Source organism: Carnobacterium sp. AT7 (assembly GCF_000171855.1).
Classification (GTDB): Bacteria; Bacillota; Bacilli; order Lactobacillales; family Carnobacteriaceae; genus Carnobacterium_B; species Carnobacterium_B jeotgali.
The window spans coordinates 26,046-42,972 of record NZ_ABHH01000006.1; the positions used below are offsets into that span (position 1 = coordinate 26,046).

A 16,927-nucleotide genomic window follows, 5' to 3' on the forward strand; every position below is an offset into this window, starting at 1 on the left:
GTTGTGTTCATTGAATAACCTGTTTTTTATAGTTGGTGTTGGGCATTCCCCTTACCAAAAATAACTCAATCCATTAAATTTATTTCTTCTAAATTCTCATATAGCTGTGGATACTCATGACACTTCGGATTTCTAGGTGAACATATTTCTCTGCCAAATGAAATCATTGATTGATGCGCTCTTCCCCAATATTTGGCTGGGATAATTTCTGTTATACGTTCTTCAATTTGTTTGGGTGTAGCATTTTCTGCTACTATTTTATGATGTTTGCATACACGTGCAACATGCGTGTCCACTGCAAAGGCCTCTTGGTTAAAAGCCACATTCAATAAAATATTAGCAGATTTCGGTCCGATTCCACTTAAGGATTGCAATTCTTTACGTGTATTTGGAACTTCACCATCAAATTGTTCCAGTAATTGATTGCTACTTTTATAAATGTACTTTGCTTTATTCCGATAAAGCCCTACAGTTTTTATGTACGATTCAATTTCTTCAGGCGAGGACTCACTTACCGCTTGAGGATTTGGGTAACGTTCGAATAATCGGTCTTTTACTTTCGCAACGGATTCATCAGTCGCTTGAGCACTCAATATAACGACCATCAACAATTGAAAAGGATTTTGGTAATGCATCGTCGGGACAGCATCGGGGTAGAGTTTCATAATTTCATAGACCACGTGTTGAGCAGCTTCTTTTGTTAGCATAGACATTTTTTTCCTTCTTTCAATTTCCTCTAAATGTACCCTGGCTTCAGTCGTACCATTTTTGATCTGACTGGTATAATTTTAGTATATCGCATAACGACCAAAAAAATCCCAGAAATCAGTCTTTTTCTTTCTGGGATTAACTATTTTTCTAATTATGCGTGATAAGCTTGATCTGCTTCAGATAGCATATTGTATACCCCAGCATAGGTTCCACACACATCTCCAGGAATAGTATAGTTGGATGTAGCTTTACGTAACTGGGTAAATTCTTCCTCTAAATGCGGTTTACCAGTGCTTCCTGCTTCTTTTGTCTTTTCCTTCATTGTATTAAATATATTTCGTACTTCAAACGCTTCAGGATGATTCTTCCCGTGTGCACGCGTAATTGCTAGTGTAAACATATCCAATTTTTCAAAATTCCGCTCTGCCACTTCATTGAATGTTGCCATTAGTGAATTCCTTCTTTCTTGTGTAGGTTATTTTGCTTTATAACAGCAGTATAATCCATCTGTCACAATAGAAAATTGACCCACGTCAAGTTTGAAATCTTCACAAGTTAAAAAAGTAACGCCCTCACACAGATTGCTAGATTATTAAAGTAAAATTGACGCAATCAAATCATCAAATTTTCTGATATCAATATCTTTTCCTAAGCCAATTTTGATATTGCCTGCTCTTGTCCATAATTCAACTTCCGCATTGATATCAAAAGTTCCTGCATTTTCAGTGGACCACATGTTTATTGAACTATAAGGTAAAGAATAAATCTCGATTTTCTTTCCACGTAATCCTTGGGCATCGCGAACAATTAGTCGTTTGTTCGTAAATATCGCTACATCTCTAATTGTTTTAAACGCTTCTACTGCTTCTTCTCCTGGAACCAACCGATCATTGATATCACTTGGAATCGCACATTTTTCAGAAAACGTCCAATTTATGTATTTTTCTAGTTCAGCCATTTTTCATTCTCCTTCTCAATCTTCATTAGATAAAGTTGAAAAAACTAATTTGCTCATAAATTCTCAACTACAAATTGATTATACCTGTTATTTAATCTATAAATCTAGCTCTTTTTGTATTTAATTCAACTCTGAAAGCGAAAAAAGCTAATCCTATACAACATAGAATCAGCTTTTTTTGGGTATCTATTAAAAATAGTTGGCTGTAAACTTAACGATTTGACTGTTCATCGTTGCATGTAAGAAACGATCAGTCTTCTACAAGTTTAAACTGTCTTTATCTACTTTTCATTAACAGACTGATAGCTTGTTGGATATCTTCTTCTCCAGTACCGCCCTCTTTAATATTCGCTTGTACACACTCTACTAAATTTTCAGCCACAATCAAGCTAATAGCCCGATCAAGACTGGAACGAACAGCTGATAATTGTGTCACGATATCCACACATTCTTTCCCCTCTTCAATCATCTTTAATACGCCATGCAATTGTCCATCAGAACGTTTCAACCGGTTCACAATTTTCACATTATATTCCATTAGACTGTATCCCCTCTCCAAGCAGATATGCCGCCCATAACGTTGGTTACTTTGTACCCTTCTTTTGCTAACTGTTGACAAGCCATTGCAGAACGAGCTCCTGAGTGGCACATTACATAGTATTCTTGTTCTTTGTTTAACTGTTCTTTTTCATTTGACAAATCGCTTAAAGGTACATGAATAGCGCCTTCTATATGTTTAGATTCCCATTCATCGCTTTCACGAACATCGACTAATGAAATCGTTTCTCTTCTCCATTTTTGTTCAAATTCTGGCATTGATATTGAATTATACATTATTTTTCCACCTTTTCTGGTCTAACTGTTGAATAAAGAGCAAATGCTCCATCCAAATTTTTAGCCTTATATTCATTTTGTTTTAAAATACGTTCAGCAATGTAGCTGCGCAACCCACTGTGACAACTTACAATGATGGGTTTGTCTTTAGGTACTTCTGATAATCGTTCACGTAACTGATCTAAAGGAATATTTAGTGCTCCTTTTAAGCGGCCATTTTTTTCAAGTTCTCCTTCATTACGTACATCTAACAATAGATAACCTTCTTTTTGCTTTGATTCTAATTCATGCCATTGAATCGATTCGCTTACTCCTTCAATCAGATTTAAAGCAGCGTAACCAGCCATGTTCACCGGATCTTTTGCTGATCCAAATGGTGGAGCGTAGGTAAACTCTAGCTCTGGCAAATCATGTATCGTCATGCCTGCTTTAATGGCCGTTGCAATGATGTCGATGCGTTTATCTACTCCATCTTCACCTATCGCTTGTGCACCATAAATTTTTCCGTTTTCAGGATTAAATAATACTTTTAGCAAAATAGTACCAGCATTTGGATAATAACCGGCATGACTTTTCCCTTGGATATGAACGATTTCAAATTTTTCATTTGCCATTTTCAATTGTCTTTCGTTTAAACCAGTTGAAGCGGCCACTTGATTGAATACACGGACAATTGCCGTACCAATACTCCCTTTATTTTTTCGCGGCAATCCACTGATCACATCAGCAACTTGTCTGCCTTGACGATTTGCTGGAGAAGCTAAAGCAATCATCGTGTCTTCCCCATTAATTTGTTGTTTTACTACAATCGCATCTCCGACAGCATAGATATCTTTTTGGCTTGTTTCATAGTATTCGTTTACCATTATCCCACCACGTACACCTGTTTCAATACCTGCAGTTAGAGCCAATGTCGTTTCAGGTTTGACCCCTACTGACATTAATGTTAAATCACTTTCTAAGCGTTCGCCATTTTCAAGAACAACCACTTTTCCTTCTTCTTCAAACGACTCAGCAGCCAATCCGGTATACAATTTGACCCCATTAGCTTTTAATTCTTTAGTGATATAAGCAGCCATTTCTTCATCTAAAGGTGGCAAAACGTGTGGTGCTTTTTCAATAATTGTAACATCTAATCCGCGATGAACTAAACTTTCAGCCATTTCTAAACCGATAAATCCAGCTCCGATCACTACCGCTTTTTTAGGCTGATATAATTCCATGAAATCCGTGATTGCATCAACATCCGGAACCGAACGCAATGTAAAGATATTCTTTGCTTCTTCTAGTCCTTTAGCTGGTGGGATAAACGCTTTAGCTCCAGGAGAAAGGATCAATTTATCATAAGATAGTGTGTACTCTTCTTCTGCCGTACGCACGATTACTTCTTTTAGAGAAGCATCTATCGATACTGCCTCACTATAAGGACGTACATCTAGTTCAAAACGCGCTTGTAAAGCTTCCGGTGTTTGTACCAACAAGCTGCTGCGTTCTTCAATTTCACCAGCCACATAATATGGAAGGCCACAATTGGCAAATGAAACATAAGGTCCTTTTTCTAATATAATGATTTCTGCTGTTTCATTCAACCGTCTCAAGCGAGTAGCTGCTGACATTCCACCAGCTACGCCTCCTACAATAACAATTTTCATTACAGTTTTCCTCCCTTTGTAACTCCAGCCCAAGATGACATGCCGCCACGGACATTTACCACATCATAGCCTTGTTTCATTAACAATTTTGAAGCTTTTTTGCTACGCATACCAGATTGACAGATTACATACGTTTTACCTTTTGGGATATAATTAGCGATTTTACCTAATGGGACATTTTTAGCTCCAGGTATATGACCTCCTTGAAACTCATGAGCTTCACGTACATCAATAATTTGAGGTTTCTCCACTAACTTTTTCTCCAATTCATTGGTTGAAATAGATGATACTGTTTTAAAAAACATCTTTATTCCTCCTATTTTTTAATTTATTTTCTATTTTCATTGCTAAATACTCTTTCTAACAAAATACCCCACACCGTATTTATATATATAATACTCCGAGGGGTATAAAATGTAAAGCTTATTTGTTTAAAACAGACTAAAAAAATACTAGCCACATTTAAGACACTAATACTTGTTTTCCAAATGATAATTTGCTATAGTTAGATTGTAATTAATACAATTAAACAACTATTATGAAATGGAGTGATTAGGATAATGAGTATTGATTTTAAAGATCATGGCAAAAAACCATATGTTGTAAATATTGAAGATGCCACAGTGCAAAATGATAACTACCGTACAACGATATGGACAGGCGCTAAACTACAAGTAACCGTCATGACTATTCAACCAAACGATGATATTGGCTTAGAAGTGCATCATGGAATTGATCAATTTATTCGCATCGAAGAAGGCCAAGGGCTATGCCAAATGGGACCTTCTGAAGATAACTTAAATTTTGAACAAGCTGTTTCTGAAGATGACGCCGTATTGGTTCCAGCAGATATGTGGCACAATATTAAAAATATTGGTGACAAACCACTAAAATTATATACCATTTATGCTGGTCCTGATCATGTTGAAGGTACTATTCACCCAACTCATGAAGACGCAGAAAACGATCCTAATGAACACTAAAAAAAGCCTCGCTTTATAAAAAAGACTGTTTTGAGTCCAAACATTTGAGCAACAGCTCTAAATATTGGACTCTCATTTTTTGTAATTTATTAAATATAAACTAAGGAGGAGAATATATGGAGACACCACTATTAAACACAACCCAACTAGGCTACGAATTAGATGGAAAAGCCATTTTAAAAGGAATAACGCTATCTGTTGAAGAGGGAGAATTCTTAACGATTACAGGACCATCAGGAAGTGGAAAAAGTACCTTATTAAAAATTATTGCTTCACTCTTGTCTCCAACTGAAGGAACCGTTTCTTATCAAAGTAAACTAGTTGATGACTATGAACCTACTGATTACCGAAAAGAAGTCTCCTATTGTTTCCAGACGGCTACACTTTTTGGAGAAACTGTAAAAGACAATCTCATGTTCCCATTTGTTATCAGAGATCAGCCTTTTAATGAAAAAAAAGCCTTAGATGCTTTAAAAAAAGTTGGCCTAGGAGCAGAGTATTTAACTAAATCAGTCAACGCATTATCTGGCGGGGAAAAACAAAGGGTAGCATTGATTCGTAATGTTTTATTTATGCCTAAAGTCCTCTTACTAGATGAAGTAACCAGCGCATTAGATCATGAAAACCAAGAAATTATTCGTGATTTAATCCGTAATCTGAATCAAGAACAAGGCGTTACAATTTTATGGGTCACCCATAATGCAGTCGAGATTCAAGCTTCAAATCGTATTATTCACTTAGTTAATGGCGAAATGGAGGAACCAAAATGAACTTAGCTATTAATAATTCATCTTTACTATTTGCAACTGCCTTAGTTGGTATAGCACTTATTGTGGTTTATAAAGAAAAATTAGGATTGGGTAAAGATATTTTAATTGGTGTTGTGCGAGCCGTTATCCAATTATTTGCTGTTGGTTATTTATTAGGCTATGTCTTTAAACTAAATAATCTTATTGTGACATTAGCACTTGTTTTAGTTATTATTTTTAATGCCTCTTTTAATGCGGGGAAGAAAAGCAATGGTATATCAAATGCATTTAAAATATCTTTTATTGCCATCTTAACAGCTACTAGTTTAACCTTGATTGTCTTACTTTTATCAGGAGCTATTTTATTCATCCCTTCTCAGGTTATTCCAATATCAGGAATGATTGCTAGTAATTCAATGATTGCGATTGGAATTTGTTACCGCAATTTGAACTCAAAATTTAAAGACCAACGTCAACAAGTATTAGAAAAACTGGCATTAGGAGCAAATTTAAAACAAGCTTCTATCTCCATAGTACGTGATAGTATTCGTGCAGGAATGCTCCCAACAATCGAATCTGCAAAGACCATTGGAATTGTTAGTCTGCCCGGTATGATGTCTGGACTGATGTTTGCTGGTGTAAACCCTACGCATGCGATAAAGTACCAAATTATGGTTACCTTTATGCTGCTATCCACTACAAGTATTGCATCTGTGATTGCTAGTTACTTGGCTTATAAAGAATTTTATACAGCAAGGAAACAACTAAAAGATTAAACCAATAAAAGTGTGTGAGCCTATCGGAAATTCCAATAGGCTCACACACTTTTATATTTTTTATTAACGTAACAAACGCAATCCATTTAAAATAACTAAAATTGTCGATCCTTCATGGAAGACAACTCCTACCGGCAAATCTAAATAACCTAAAAGATTTAAAATCATCAATATGATGATCACACTGACAGAGAAGAAAATATTTTGTTTAATAATTCGGTTCAATCGTTTGCTCAGGTGATAACTATAAAGCAATTTAGCTAAATCATTTTTTACAATCACCACATCAGCTGACTCTATCGCCACCGATGATCCACTACCCATAGCAATGCCGATATCCGCATTCGCTAATGCGGGTGCATCATTGATTCCATCTCCAACCATGCCTACCACCTTTTTATTTCGCTGACTTTTTAGGATATGTTTAATCTTATCTTCTGGAAGACAATTGGCTACATAATCATTTACTTTGACTTCCTTAGCAACTTTCGAAGCAACCCTTTCATTGTCTCCAGTCAAAAGTACAACTTGAATACCCTCTTTTTGAAAACCAGCTACTGCTTCGATTGCTTCATACCGAATTTCATCAGAAAGAGAAATGTACCCAACAATTTCATTGCTTTTCGCCACAAAAATAGTTGTATTTTCTTCAACTACTTTATCAAGATAATAATTTTTATCAGGATACCCAATAAACGTACTTGGTTTACCTATTTCAATTGCTCCTTTTCTAACACCTTGTCCAGCTATTTCCTCCACAGGTTCTGAAGTATCAATGCCTTTAAAGTTTCTGTTTTCAAAAGCTGCCACAATAGCATTAGCTATTGGATGGTTAGATTGTTGTTCCATATAAACCACTTCATTCAAAATATCTTCTGGAACTTCATAATTTAATACTCTGAAATCACCAAATGTCAGTGTCCCTGTTTTATCGCTATATAAAATATCCATCGTATTCAAAGACTCCATTGCTGCTCCGCCTTTAACTAACACCCCATTTTTTGCTCCATTACTGATAGCACTTAGTGTTGCTGGTGTAGCAGAAGCGACCAAAGCACATGGACTAGCAACGGTCAATAAAACCATCCCTCTATAAAAAGCTTCCTCAAAGCTATACCCGTTAAAATAATAAAGACTCGCAATGAACAATGGAACCATAATTAAAACAACTAGTACGTATTTCGTTTCAAACCGATCAATAATTTTCGAAATTTTCGAAGGGCTTTTCTGTGCTTCTTCTACCATTCGTATAATATTTGAGAAGACGGTTTGGTCACTCGTTTTATTCACTTCAAGATGAAAGGCATTTCCTTCATTGAAAGTCCCAGAAAATACTTCGGCTCCCTTTTCTTTTTCAACAGGCATTGATTCCCCAGTAAGGCTGGATTCATTGATTTGTGTTTTTCGGTCGGAATACCCATCAATAGGTATCTGTGCTCCTTTTGAAACGACTACAACGTCACCAACTTTTAACAATTCAGTAGGTACTTCACTCACTTCATCATTATCTTTTAGCAGTTGCGCTGTAGAAGGCACATGAGATAGCAACTCAGAAATAGCACTTTTTGATTTATTGGTTGCATAGGATTCTAGAGCTTCTGAACCAGCAAAAATGAACAGTAATACAGCTCCTTCTGATTCATAATGAATCAAACATGCACCTAATGCTGCTAAAACCATTAGCAAATCAACATTGGGAGCTTTAGAATGGATTGTTTCTGTCACCGCTTTTTTAGCTGAAAAGAATCCTAAAAAGAAAATTGCCACATAAAAAGAAAGTGAACTATAAAAACCTCCCATCGTATTTAAAATAAATCCAATAATTGTAAAAAAGACTCCAATGACTAAAAACTGTCCTGAACGCGTATTGCTTAAAAACTTCAACATTTCCCTCTTCCTTTCTATAATTATTTTTAAGTTAGTGGTTAGATTTTCCCTCCTTAATAAAAAGTAAAAATAAAAAAGGCACACCTATAGGACAGTAGTACTGTCCCACAGGTGTGCCTTTTTGGCACTACTCTGCTATCACACATGTGTGATCCGGCCGCATGAACCTCTAAGAGTTCACCGCCTGTTCAGATTTAATTGGCTCTCATTCTTAAATTAGCTATAAGAAAGAAGAGCGAGTTAAATTAGATTTATATACACTTATAATACCATTTACTAATTGAAGTATCAAATGTTAATTTGCTTTTGAGCACAATCTAAATGCAGTCTTTGCTTGATAAATCAACCATATATTCCATCAATTTTTGGATATTATTTATAGAAAAAGAGAAAAAACTTATTAGCCCATTTTGTTGCAGCTAATTCAGTCTAGCCATCCAACTCAATTGAATTAGAAATATAATACTGCCAGTCTCTTTTACTCGCATAATTTTTAATTTCCTTTGCTATCCCATTATCTGTAGTGTATTCAAGCAAATAGATCTCTTTTCCAGCTTCATCAAGAGTATCCAAATAATTTAAGTAATAGTCTTGATTCTCTTTGGACTGAGCAATTAGTTCATTCTTTTCAAAATCAATAGCGGAAAAGACTGTTTCTTGGTTTACACCCGTCAAGATATCATCTATTTGTTGATTTTTTTGAAAATACGCACTGACAAATTCATTTCCTCCATTAATAAGGACCGGTTTGCCATAGCTCATGAGTGTCTTTAAAATCTGTTCCACTCCAACATACGTTTCTTCTGTTGGAAATTGCCAGTATACATCTACATTGTCAATCCAAAAGCCATCGATTCCTTTATCAAGAAGTTCATTAGCTAAAGTGACTGCACTAAATTCCTGCCAGTCTTCATTGGTTACATCAACCCAATATTCTTCTTCCCAATTTTCGTAAGGCCTCAAAGTAAGATGCTGAAAGTCTTCAAAGTAAGGTCTGTAAGTCTCTAATGATCCTACATTTAAATAACTATAGACTTCTTGACCTCGATCTTGCATCTCCGCAATTTCTGATTTGGAGAGATTTTGTGCATCAATAATGGCCGTCTCGTAACCTTCACTAGCTTCGATTGCTTCACTTCCATCTAAACTCAAAAACACACCATAATCACCTGTATTTTCGTTTATATTGTTGCTTTTTTCTTCTGATTTTGCACAAGCGGTTACTCCTAAAATAGCCATCACTCCTATCAAAAAGCGTATTGCAGTAGTTTTCATATAATTGCCCCTTTATCTCATTTGCTATCTATTTAATCTAAACTAAAATCTAATTCTGGTCCTGTTGGAACGATACCGGTCGGATTAATATTTTTATGACTGCAATAATAGTGCTCTTTGATGTGTTTAAAGTTTATCGTTTCAGCTATTCCTGGCCAATTGTACAATTCTCTTGTGTAGCGCCATAAATTTTTGTAATCTGTAATGCGTTTAATATTGCATTTGAAATGACCATAATAGACACTATCAAAACGAATCAACGTCGTAAACAAGCGCCAATCTGCTTCAGTGATTTGGTCGCCTACCAAGTACCGGTTTTTACCTAACCGTTCTTCCAATTCATCAAGTGCGTCAAAAAGTTTGGCCACTTCTTCTTGATAGACCTCTTGCTTCGTCGCAAATCCTGCCTTGTATACCCCATTATTGACCGAATGATAGACTTTCTCATTAATCGCATCAATTTCAGAACGCAACTCTTCAGGATAATAATCGCCTTCTTTTGCACCTATTTCGTCAAAAGCAGAATTCAAGATGCGCATAATTTCAGCAGACTCATTGTTTACGATTTTATTTTGTTTCAAATCATATAAAACAGGTACAGTCACGCGTCCACTATACTCTGGTTCTACATGCGTATACAGTTCATAGAGAAACTTGGCATCGATCACAGGATCAGGAATCACACCTTCTTCTGGTTCAAATGTCCAACCGTTTTCGGCCATTAGAGGATTCACGACAGATACCGAAATCATTTCTTCTAATCCTTTTAATTTGCGCATAATCAATGCACGGTTTGCCCAAGGACACGCTAATGCAACGTATAAGTGATAGCGCCCTGGTTCAGCTTTAAACCCGCCTTCTCCGCTTGGACCAGCACTTCCATCTGCTGTAATCCAATTACGAAATTGCGATTCTTGCCGAATAAAACGCCCACCGTTGCCTTCTGTATCATACCATTGATCATGCCATTTGCCATCTACTAGTAATCCCATTATTATTCTCCTCTCAACTTGCACATCTCTATTTGATATTTCAACTAAACACTTCTTAAAAAAATTCATCGGTTCTTTATCTTATCGGTTAATTCGTAAAGCCATCTTTATAATCCAGGAATCGGTTCAACTAATAGAGGCTTCTTATTCAAGTCATAATAAACTACTTGTTTCGACACTAAGTCACTCGTCCAAAAAGAAACGCCAGCTTTTCCAGCTAACTCACAAAAAGTTTCAAAATCAAATTCTCCAGATTGGGCTCTTTTTACGGCTGTTTGTATAGCTTCGTACCCACTTTGTTCAGCAACTTTTTTCGGTCTCCCATTTAAGGTCAAGTCGATTGAACTTTCTTCGTCAAAATAGCGGTATAATCCCTCCGCAACTAAATAATCATAGCGTTTAATACCTAATTGTTTGAACTCTTGCATCAATTGAGCAAATCCATCCGTATTTTTTTCGGCATAAACAGCTTTTTCAATCTCTTGTTTGTCTAAACTCATCTTTAGTCTCTCCCCTTCATGAAAAGCATTTCAACTAAATAATCTTTATTTCCGACTGCTCACCTTCACTAGCAACTATTTCTTGATAGTTTGTGCCCCAATCCTTCATCGCATCTAAAATTGGTTTTAAACTATTGCCTAATTCCGTCAATGTATACTCCACACGTGGAGGGACTTCTGCAAAAATTTCACGGTCGACCAATCCATCTGCTTCCATAGACCGTAGATGAGTTGTTAAAACTTTTGCTGAAACTGTTCCGATTGCTTTTCTTAGTTCACCAAATCGTTTGGTGCCCTCTAGCAATTCTCTTAATATCATTACTTTCCAACGATCATTTATCAACAAAAGTGTTGTCTCTACTGGACAAGCTACTTCTTTATTTCGCATATAAATCCACTTCTTTCGCTTTAGTTACTTATTGGTTACTAGGTAACTTAAAAGTACTTACTTTACATAAGTTACTTAGAGTCCTATTATAATAGGAGAACATAAAGGAAACAAGTTAAATCATTTTACCCATAGAAAGGTTGATTAAACATGAAGTATTTGCTAACAGGAGCAACAGGAGAACTAGGTACTTATGCATTATATTATTTAAAAGAGCAAGTTGCGTTAACAGATATTGTAGCATTAGCAAGAACCGAAGCAAAAGCTGCTAAACTACGTGAACAAGGAGTTGAAGTTCGTATAGGTGACTTTGGTGACTACCCAAGTTTACTTGAGGCCTTCAAGGGCATTGATCGTTTACTCTTTATTTCCTCACAACCCGGTGCAACCGTTTCACGTGTCGAACAGCACACAAATGTTGTACAGGCCGCTAAAGAGACTGGTATTTCATTTGTTGCCTATACAAGCTTTCCTAAAGGTCCTCAATCCCAAAGTCCTTTAGCACAAGATCATATTTTAACGGAACGTTTAATTTCTGAAGCTAACATTCCCCACACTTTTTTACGCAACAATTGGTATCTAGAAAATGAAAATGATACCTTAAATGCTGCAGCAGCTGGCCATCCGTTCACCTACTCTGCTGGAGACGGTAAAATAGGTTGGGCGCTAAAACGTGAATATGCCGAAGCTGCTATCAATGTCTTGACTGAAAAAGTAGCAACACCCGAAGTGCTTGAGTTAACTGGTAAACCTATTACTTATGCAGCATTAGCAGATGCTCTTAAAATTGCTAGTGGCAAAGCATTCGAAGTCATTGAAATGACTGATACAGATTATCAAACTGCATTAATCAGCACTGGCGTCCCTGAAGCTGTTGTAGGATTTATCTTAATGATTCAAAATGATATTCGTAATGGCGAACTAGACGTTAGTTCAAACGATTTTGAAAAGACATTAGGCAAACCATTAACACCACTTGTTACTGCTTTAAGAGAATGGTTACAAAAATAACTATATAGAGTACAAAAATAAGAACAAGCCTTTAAGGTTTGCTCTTTTTTTTTTATTTCTGCTAATTTTACTATTCTACTACTTAACGAATGATCTATACTCAGTAATGATCTTAATTCCTGAACTTGTTCCTAAACGCTCAGCACCCGCTTCCACCATTGCTTTAGCCGTCGCAAAATCGCGTATTCCACCTGCTGCTTTCACTTTAACCTCTGTTCCAACTATCTCTTTCATGAGTTTTACATCTTCAACAGTGGCGCCACCAGTGCCAAAACCCGTTGATGTTTTGACAAAAGTTGGCTTAACTCTTTTGGCAATTTCACAGACCACAACTTTTTCTGCATTAGTCAAATAACAATTTTCTAAAATTACTTTACTTAAAACATTTTGCGCTTGGCAGACAGCTACGATTTCTTTCATTTCCTGTTCAATATAAGCGATGTTTCCGTCTTTTAACTCGCTAATATTAATTACATAATCAATTTCATCGGCGCCATTTTTAATTGCATCCGTAACTTCAAATACTTTCGTAGCAATAGTAGTCTGACCAAGTGGAAAACCGATGGCGGCTCCAACATGAACGGGACTATCTTTTAACAATGCACTGCATAAAGCAACAGGAGCTGAATTAATTGCCACCATTTTAAAACCATATTCATTCGCTTCTTGACACAATTTTTCAAATCCTTCTTTTTTTGCATCTGCTTTTAACAAAGTGTGATCTATCCTGTTTGCTAGTTCTGTTATGCTCAATTTAAAGGTCATTATTCTTCCTCCTTTTAATGAATCCGATTTCATTTTACCATAATTAACATTCTCAATTGATAACTAGTAGTAATTTAATCATTAAACCAATGGTATAACTCCAAAATTGAACATAATGTTCAGTTTACGCCATTTTTGTGAGCCAAAAGAAGAACATGAGAACCTTAATGAACGAATACCAGCCTACTTCAGTCGTTTTTCCTATATAATCTAATTATCAGATACTATAGGAGGTTTTTAAATGTTAACCATGGCTTATATCGGAAACGGAAAAAGTACGAATCGCTATCATTTACCTTTCGCATTAAAAGCAGAGCACGTTAAAGTGAAAACAATTTATTCGCGTCATGAGAATAGCGATTGGGATAAGATTCCTGGAGTCAACTACACAACGAATTTAGAGGATATTTGGAACGATCCAGACATTCAGTTGGTCGCTATTTGCCTGCCAAATTCATTGCATTTCAAGTTTGCAAAATTATCACTAGAAAATGGGAAAAATACACTCGTTGAAAAACCTTTTACCGAGACAGCTCAAGAAGCAAGAGAACTCTTTGAGTTAGCAAAATCAAAAAATTTAATCGTGCAATGTTACCAAAATAGACGCTATGATTCAGATTTTTTAACTGCTCAAAAAGTTATTGAAAGTGGCGTTATTGGTGAATTATTAGAAGTTGAAATGCACTATGATTATTTCAGACCAGAAGTTCCAGAAAACAGTACAGCATTATCAGCCGCTGGTAGTTATTTATATGGACATGGTTGTCATACAATTGATCAAGTTCTTTCTTATTTTGGAGATCCAGATTCTATTCATTATGATGTGAGACAATTATTAGGTCCGAATCGAATGAATGATTATTTTGACTTGGATTTTTACTATTCAAAAATAAAAGTATCGGTTAAATCAAGTTACTTTAGAATAAAATCACGGCCAAGTTTTGTGCTTTATGGTAAAAAAGGGATGTTTATCAAGCACGAAAAAGATCGCCAAGAAGAACACTTAAAATTATTCTATATGCCAACTAATCCTGATTTTGGAATCGATACACCAGATCATTACGGTACTGTTACCTATGTAGATGCTAATGGCCTCTATCATGAAGAGAAAGTCATTTCAGAAATTGGGGATTACAGCCGTATTTACGAAGGGTTATATGAAACTATCATCAATGGAAAAGATAAACTAGTAAAAGATGAAGAAACCATTCGTCAATTAGAAATACTTGAAGAAGGCCTGCAAAAAATCAACGCTTAATGCAGCCTAGTTATAAAAAATATGACCAAATTAAGAAAGAAGGTTTTACGATGAAACTTGCAATTATAGGTTCTGGAATGATAGTAAATGATTTTTTACCCATGGTCTCTGATATTCCGGGGATTGAGTTAGAAACAATTGTGGGAACGGATAGAAGTATTGCTAAAATGAATGATTTGAAAAAGACTTATGGCATTAACGAAGTTTCAACTAACTATGAAGAATGTCTAAAAAATGAGCGCGTCGACACCGTTTATATTGCGTTGCCAAATCATTTGCATTTCTCTTATGCCAAACAAGCCTTACTGAATAAAAAAAATGTAATCTGCGAAAAACCCTTCACTTTAAAATTATCCGAAATGCAAGAACTGAAAGAGCTAGCTTTAGCAAACCACGTCATATTGCTAGAAGCGATAACCAATCAATACTTAACCAACTATAAAAAGATAAAAGAAGCAGTAGATACGATTGGAGATATCAAGATTATTGAATGTAATTATTCCCAATACTCTTCACGATATGATGCTTTTAAAAGAGGCGAAATATTGCCAGCGTTCAATCCTAAAATGGGTGGCGGGGCTTTAATGGATATTAATATTTACAATATTCATTTTGTGACCGGGCTTTTTGGAGAACCTCAAAAAGTAAACTACTTAGCGAATGTTGAAAAGGGAATTGATACTTCTGGGATCCTAAGTATTGATTATGGGGATAAAAAAGTCGTTTGTATCGGTGCTAAAGATTCTACAGCTCCAATACGAACGATTATTCAAGGCAACGAAGGAGCTATTATTATCGATGGTGCTACCGGCACTCTTGACCACTTTACGGTAATCAATCGTCAAAATGAAAGCAAACTAGTCGATTGTAAAGTTCATACGCACCGGATGTATGAGGAATTCCTTGAATTTGAAAGAATCATTAGAGAAGCTGATTTTGAAACGATGAAAAAACAACTTGATCATAGTGAAATGGTTATGGCTGTTGTAGACAAAAGCTTAGTCACTGCTGGGATATCTTTGGGCTAAATTTCAAAGTGTCTCATAAAAACCTCTTGAATATCGAACGATTATAGCTCTTCAGTCAAGATTCCATTTTGAATGAGTGTCTGCTTTTCTTTCAAATTTTCTAAGTTGCTGCTGTATTCTTTTGCATACAAAATAGAATACAACGTGTCTAATAGATACTCAAAGGCAACTTGTGATGCAAAAGTTCCGACCTTTACAAAATCATATTCTTCCTGAACAGTTACTATCGTTTTGGTAGCTAACTCGCTTAAATGCGACTCGCTATTTCCAGTAATCAAAATAGTTGGAATCTCTTTAACAGCAAAATGTTGGAGCATCCGTTGGTATTGTGGACTCGTGCCACCATAAGATAGAAATAAAGCACAATCTTTTGGGGTAAGATTAGACGCATTCCACGCCTCATCTGCGTATTCTTCAGCGATAATAGCGAACCGATTGATTTTCACTAGTTTATTTTGAAAACTTCTCGCTCGTATTTGTGAATCGCCACGAGAAAAGAGGAAAATGCGTTCAGATTTAAAAAGCAGTTCTGCTACTGATTGTAGAGATTCTTCATCTAATTGATTTAATGTTTTTTTTATCGTATCAATGGTTAAATTTGCCATATTTTTAGCGATATCCATGGTTAAATCTTCTTGTTTGAATGGGAAATTTGCGTCCACTTTGCTAGGCAAATGCAATTGGCTATAAACGACACCTGAAATAGCGTCCTTAAAGCTTCTAAATCCATCATAGCCAACTTTTTTACAGAGACGAATAATCGTTGAGTGCGAAGTATAGGTTCGTTTTGCTAGATCCTCAATGTAGATTGTAGGGATTTTAGTGATATTTTGGATAATGTAATCCGCAATTCTCATTTCTGTATTTGTAAAGTTTTTTTGATCTTTCAGCTTATTTAATACTTGAACCAAATTTAACAACTCCTTTATAAAATAATTCTATATCATTTAGTTATCATTTACTATATAACCTTAAGTGTGAAAGAGTAACTCTTTATAACCACGCTATGGGACTGAGATATAAGTCTTCCCACTCAAACTAAAAAACTGTAGATTTACATGGGAAATGTACATCTACAGCCTTTTGAGTTTTTATTTCATTGTTTTTACTGTAATTAAATAATTAAAATTAACCAATATGTTTACAAGGAAATTATTATA

General features: G+C 35.7%; 20 protein-coding genes and 1 riboswitch. Of the genes, 6 read left to right on the plus strand and 14 right to left on the minus strand.

All coding sequences use genetic code 11. From position 1 onward, the window contains the following. Nucleotides 1-65: 65 nt before the first annotated feature. The 7 genes from nth to CAT7_RS03635 form a co-directional block, all read right to left on the minus strand. On the minus strand, nucleotides 66-707 hold the full coding sequence (gene nth / locus CAT7_RS03605) for an endonuclease III (protein WP_035019369.1): 642 nt from the start codon (nucleotides 705-707) through the stop codon (nucleotides 66-68). Between the two features lie 155 nt (nucleotides 708-862). Further along, nucleotides 863-1,159 (minus strand): hypothetical protein, encoded by a 297-nt coding sequence (locus CAT7_RS03610; RefSeq protein ID WP_007722074.1) that lies wholly within the window; start codon nucleotides 1,157-1,159, stop codon nucleotides 863-865. Nucleotides 1,160-1,303: 144 nt separating this feature from the next. Beyond that, nucleotides 1,304-1,669: a PH domain-containing protein gene (locus CAT7_RS03615; RefSeq protein WP_007722078.1), complete on the minus strand. Its 366-nt coding sequence runs from the start codon at nucleotides 1,667-1,669 to the stop codon at nucleotides 1,304-1,306. A 277-nt stretch (nucleotides 1,670-1,946) separates the two neighbouring features. Beyond that, nucleotides 1,947-2,207 carry a metal-sensitive transcriptional regulator gene (locus CAT7_RS03620; RefSeq protein ID WP_007722080.1) on the minus strand — a complete coding sequence of 87 codons (261 nt, stop codon included), beginning with the start codon at nucleotides 2,205-2,207 and terminating at the stop codon, nucleotides 1,947-1,949. Continuing rightward, on the minus strand, nucleotides 2,207-2,503 hold the full coding sequence (locus CAT7_RS03625) for a rhodanese-like domain-containing protein (protein ID WP_007722082.1): 297 nt from the start codon (nucleotides 2,501-2,503) through the stop codon (nucleotides 2,207-2,209). The genes CAT7_RS03620 and CAT7_RS03625 overlap by 1 nt, the downstream gene beginning before the upstream one ends. Beyond that, nucleotides 2,503-4,155 carry an FAD-dependent oxidoreductase gene (locus CAT7_RS03630; RefSeq protein ID WP_007722084.1) on the minus strand — a complete coding sequence of 551 codons (1,653 nt, stop codon included), beginning with the start codon at nucleotides 4,153-4,155 and terminating at the stop codon, nucleotides 2,503-2,505. Before CAT7_RS03630 ends, CAT7_RS03625 begins: the two co-directional genes overlap by 1 nt. Next, entirely contained in the window at nucleotides 4,155-4,460 is a 306-nt protein-coding gene (locus tag CAT7_RS03635; RefSeq protein ID WP_007722086.1) for a rhodanese-like domain-containing protein, read from the minus strand. The genes CAT7_RS03630 and CAT7_RS03635 overlap by 1 nt, the downstream gene beginning before the upstream one ends. 255 nt (nucleotides 4,461-4,715) lie before the next feature. Between CAT7_RS03635 and CAT7_RS03640 the strand changes: the two genes are divergently transcribed. The 3 genes from CAT7_RS03640 (at nucleotide 4,716) to CAT7_RS03650 (ending at nucleotide 6,663) form a co-directional block, all read left to right on the plus strand. Then, entirely contained in the window at nucleotides 4,716-5,138 is a 423-nt protein-coding gene (locus CAT7_RS03640) for a cupin domain-containing protein (protein ID WP_007722088.1), read from the plus strand. 116 nt (nucleotides 5,139-5,254) lie between these two features. Next, the gene (locus CAT7_RS03645; RefSeq protein WP_007722090.1) at nucleotides 5,255-5,908 is read left to right on the plus strand and encodes an ABC transporter ATP-binding protein; all 654 of its coding nucleotides are present in this window, start codon (nucleotides 5,255-5,257) and stop codon (nucleotides 5,906-5,908) included. Next, nucleotides 5,905-6,663 (plus strand): ABC transporter permease, encoded by a 759-nt coding sequence (locus tag CAT7_RS03650; RefSeq protein WP_007722092.1) that lies wholly within the window; start codon nucleotides 5,905-5,907, stop codon nucleotides 6,661-6,663. The genes CAT7_RS03645 and CAT7_RS03650 overlap by 4 nt, the downstream gene beginning before the upstream one ends. 63 nt (nucleotides 6,664-6,726) lie before the next feature. Here the strand turns inward: CAT7_RS03650 and CAT7_RS03655 are convergent, their stop codons facing one another. The 5 genes from CAT7_RS03655 to CAT7_RS03675 all read right to left on the minus strand — a co-directional run bounded on the left by CAT7_RS03655 (nucleotide 6,727) and on the right by CAT7_RS03675 (nucleotide 11,705). Then, the gene (locus tag CAT7_RS03655; RefSeq protein WP_007722094.1) at nucleotides 6,727-8,550 is read right to left on the minus strand and encodes a heavy metal translocating P-type ATPase; all 1,824 of its coding nucleotides are present in this window, start codon (nucleotides 8,548-8,550) and stop codon (nucleotides 6,727-6,729) included. A gap of 98 nt (nucleotides 8,551-8,648) precedes the next feature. Further along, a riboswitch (NiCo riboswitch) is annotated at nucleotides 8,649-8,752 on the minus strand. Nucleotides 8,753-8,979: 227 nt separating this feature from the next. Then, on the minus strand, nucleotides 8,980-9,825 hold the full coding sequence (locus tag CAT7_RS03660) for an endo alpha-1,4 polygalactosaminidase (protein WP_007722095.1): 846 nt from the start codon (nucleotides 9,823-9,825) through the stop codon (nucleotides 8,980-8,982). A gap of 32 nt (nucleotides 9,826-9,857) precedes the next feature. After that, nucleotides 9,858-10,817: a glutathione S-transferase family protein gene (locus CAT7_RS03665; protein ID WP_007722097.1), complete on the minus strand. Its 960-nt coding sequence runs from the start codon at nucleotides 10,815-10,817 to the stop codon at nucleotides 9,858-9,860. A 107-nt stretch (nucleotides 10,818-10,924) separates the two neighbouring features. Next, nucleotides 10,925-11,317 (minus strand): DUF1398 family protein, encoded by a 393-nt coding sequence (locus CAT7_RS03670; protein WP_007722100.1) that lies wholly within the window; start codon nucleotides 11,315-11,317, stop codon nucleotides 10,925-10,927. A gap of 34 nt (nucleotides 11,318-11,351) precedes the next feature. Continuing rightward, a complete protein-coding gene (locus tag CAT7_RS03675; protein ID WP_007722101.1) occupies nucleotides 11,352-11,705 on the minus strand; it encodes a winged helix-turn-helix transcriptional regulator in 354 nt (117 codons plus the stop codon). 150 nt (nucleotides 11,706-11,855) lie between these two features. Between CAT7_RS03675 and CAT7_RS03680 the strand changes: the two genes are divergently transcribed. Next, entirely contained in the window at nucleotides 11,856-12,716 is an 861-nt protein-coding gene (locus tag CAT7_RS03680) for an SDR family oxidoreductase (RefSeq protein ID WP_007722102.1), read from the plus strand. A 78-nt stretch (nucleotides 12,717-12,794) separates the two neighbouring features. Here CAT7_RS03680 and deoC read toward each other — a convergent pair whose 3' ends face one another. Continuing rightward, nucleotides 12,795-13,481, minus strand: a complete 687-nt coding sequence (deoC, locus tag CAT7_RS03685) for a deoxyribose-phosphate aldolase (protein WP_007722103.1) — start codon at nucleotides 13,479-13,481, stop codon at nucleotides 12,795-12,797. 241 nt (nucleotides 13,482-13,722) lie between these two features. On the opposite strand from deoC, the gene CAT7_RS03690 reads away from it, so the two are divergent. Next, nucleotides 13,723-14,739 (plus strand): Gfo/Idh/MocA family oxidoreductase, encoded by a 1,017-nt coding sequence (locus CAT7_RS03690; RefSeq protein ID WP_007722104.1) that lies wholly within the window; start codon nucleotides 13,723-13,725, stop codon nucleotides 14,737-14,739. A 50-nt stretch (nucleotides 14,740-14,789) separates the two neighbouring features. Further along, nucleotides 14,790-15,767, plus strand: a complete 978-nt coding sequence (locus tag CAT7_RS03695) for a Gfo/Idh/MocA family protein (RefSeq protein WP_035019370.1) — start codon at nucleotides 14,790-14,792, stop codon at nucleotides 15,765-15,767. 41 nt (nucleotides 15,768-15,808) lie between these two features. On the opposite strand, the gene CAT7_RS03700 is transcribed toward CAT7_RS03695, so the two are convergent. Further along, nucleotides 15,809-16,678 (minus strand): MurR/RpiR family transcriptional regulator, encoded by an 870-nt coding sequence (locus CAT7_RS03700; RefSeq protein WP_007722106.1) that lies wholly within the window; start codon nucleotides 16,676-16,678, stop codon nucleotides 15,809-15,811. Nucleotides 16,679-16,927: the final 249 nt, after the last annotated feature.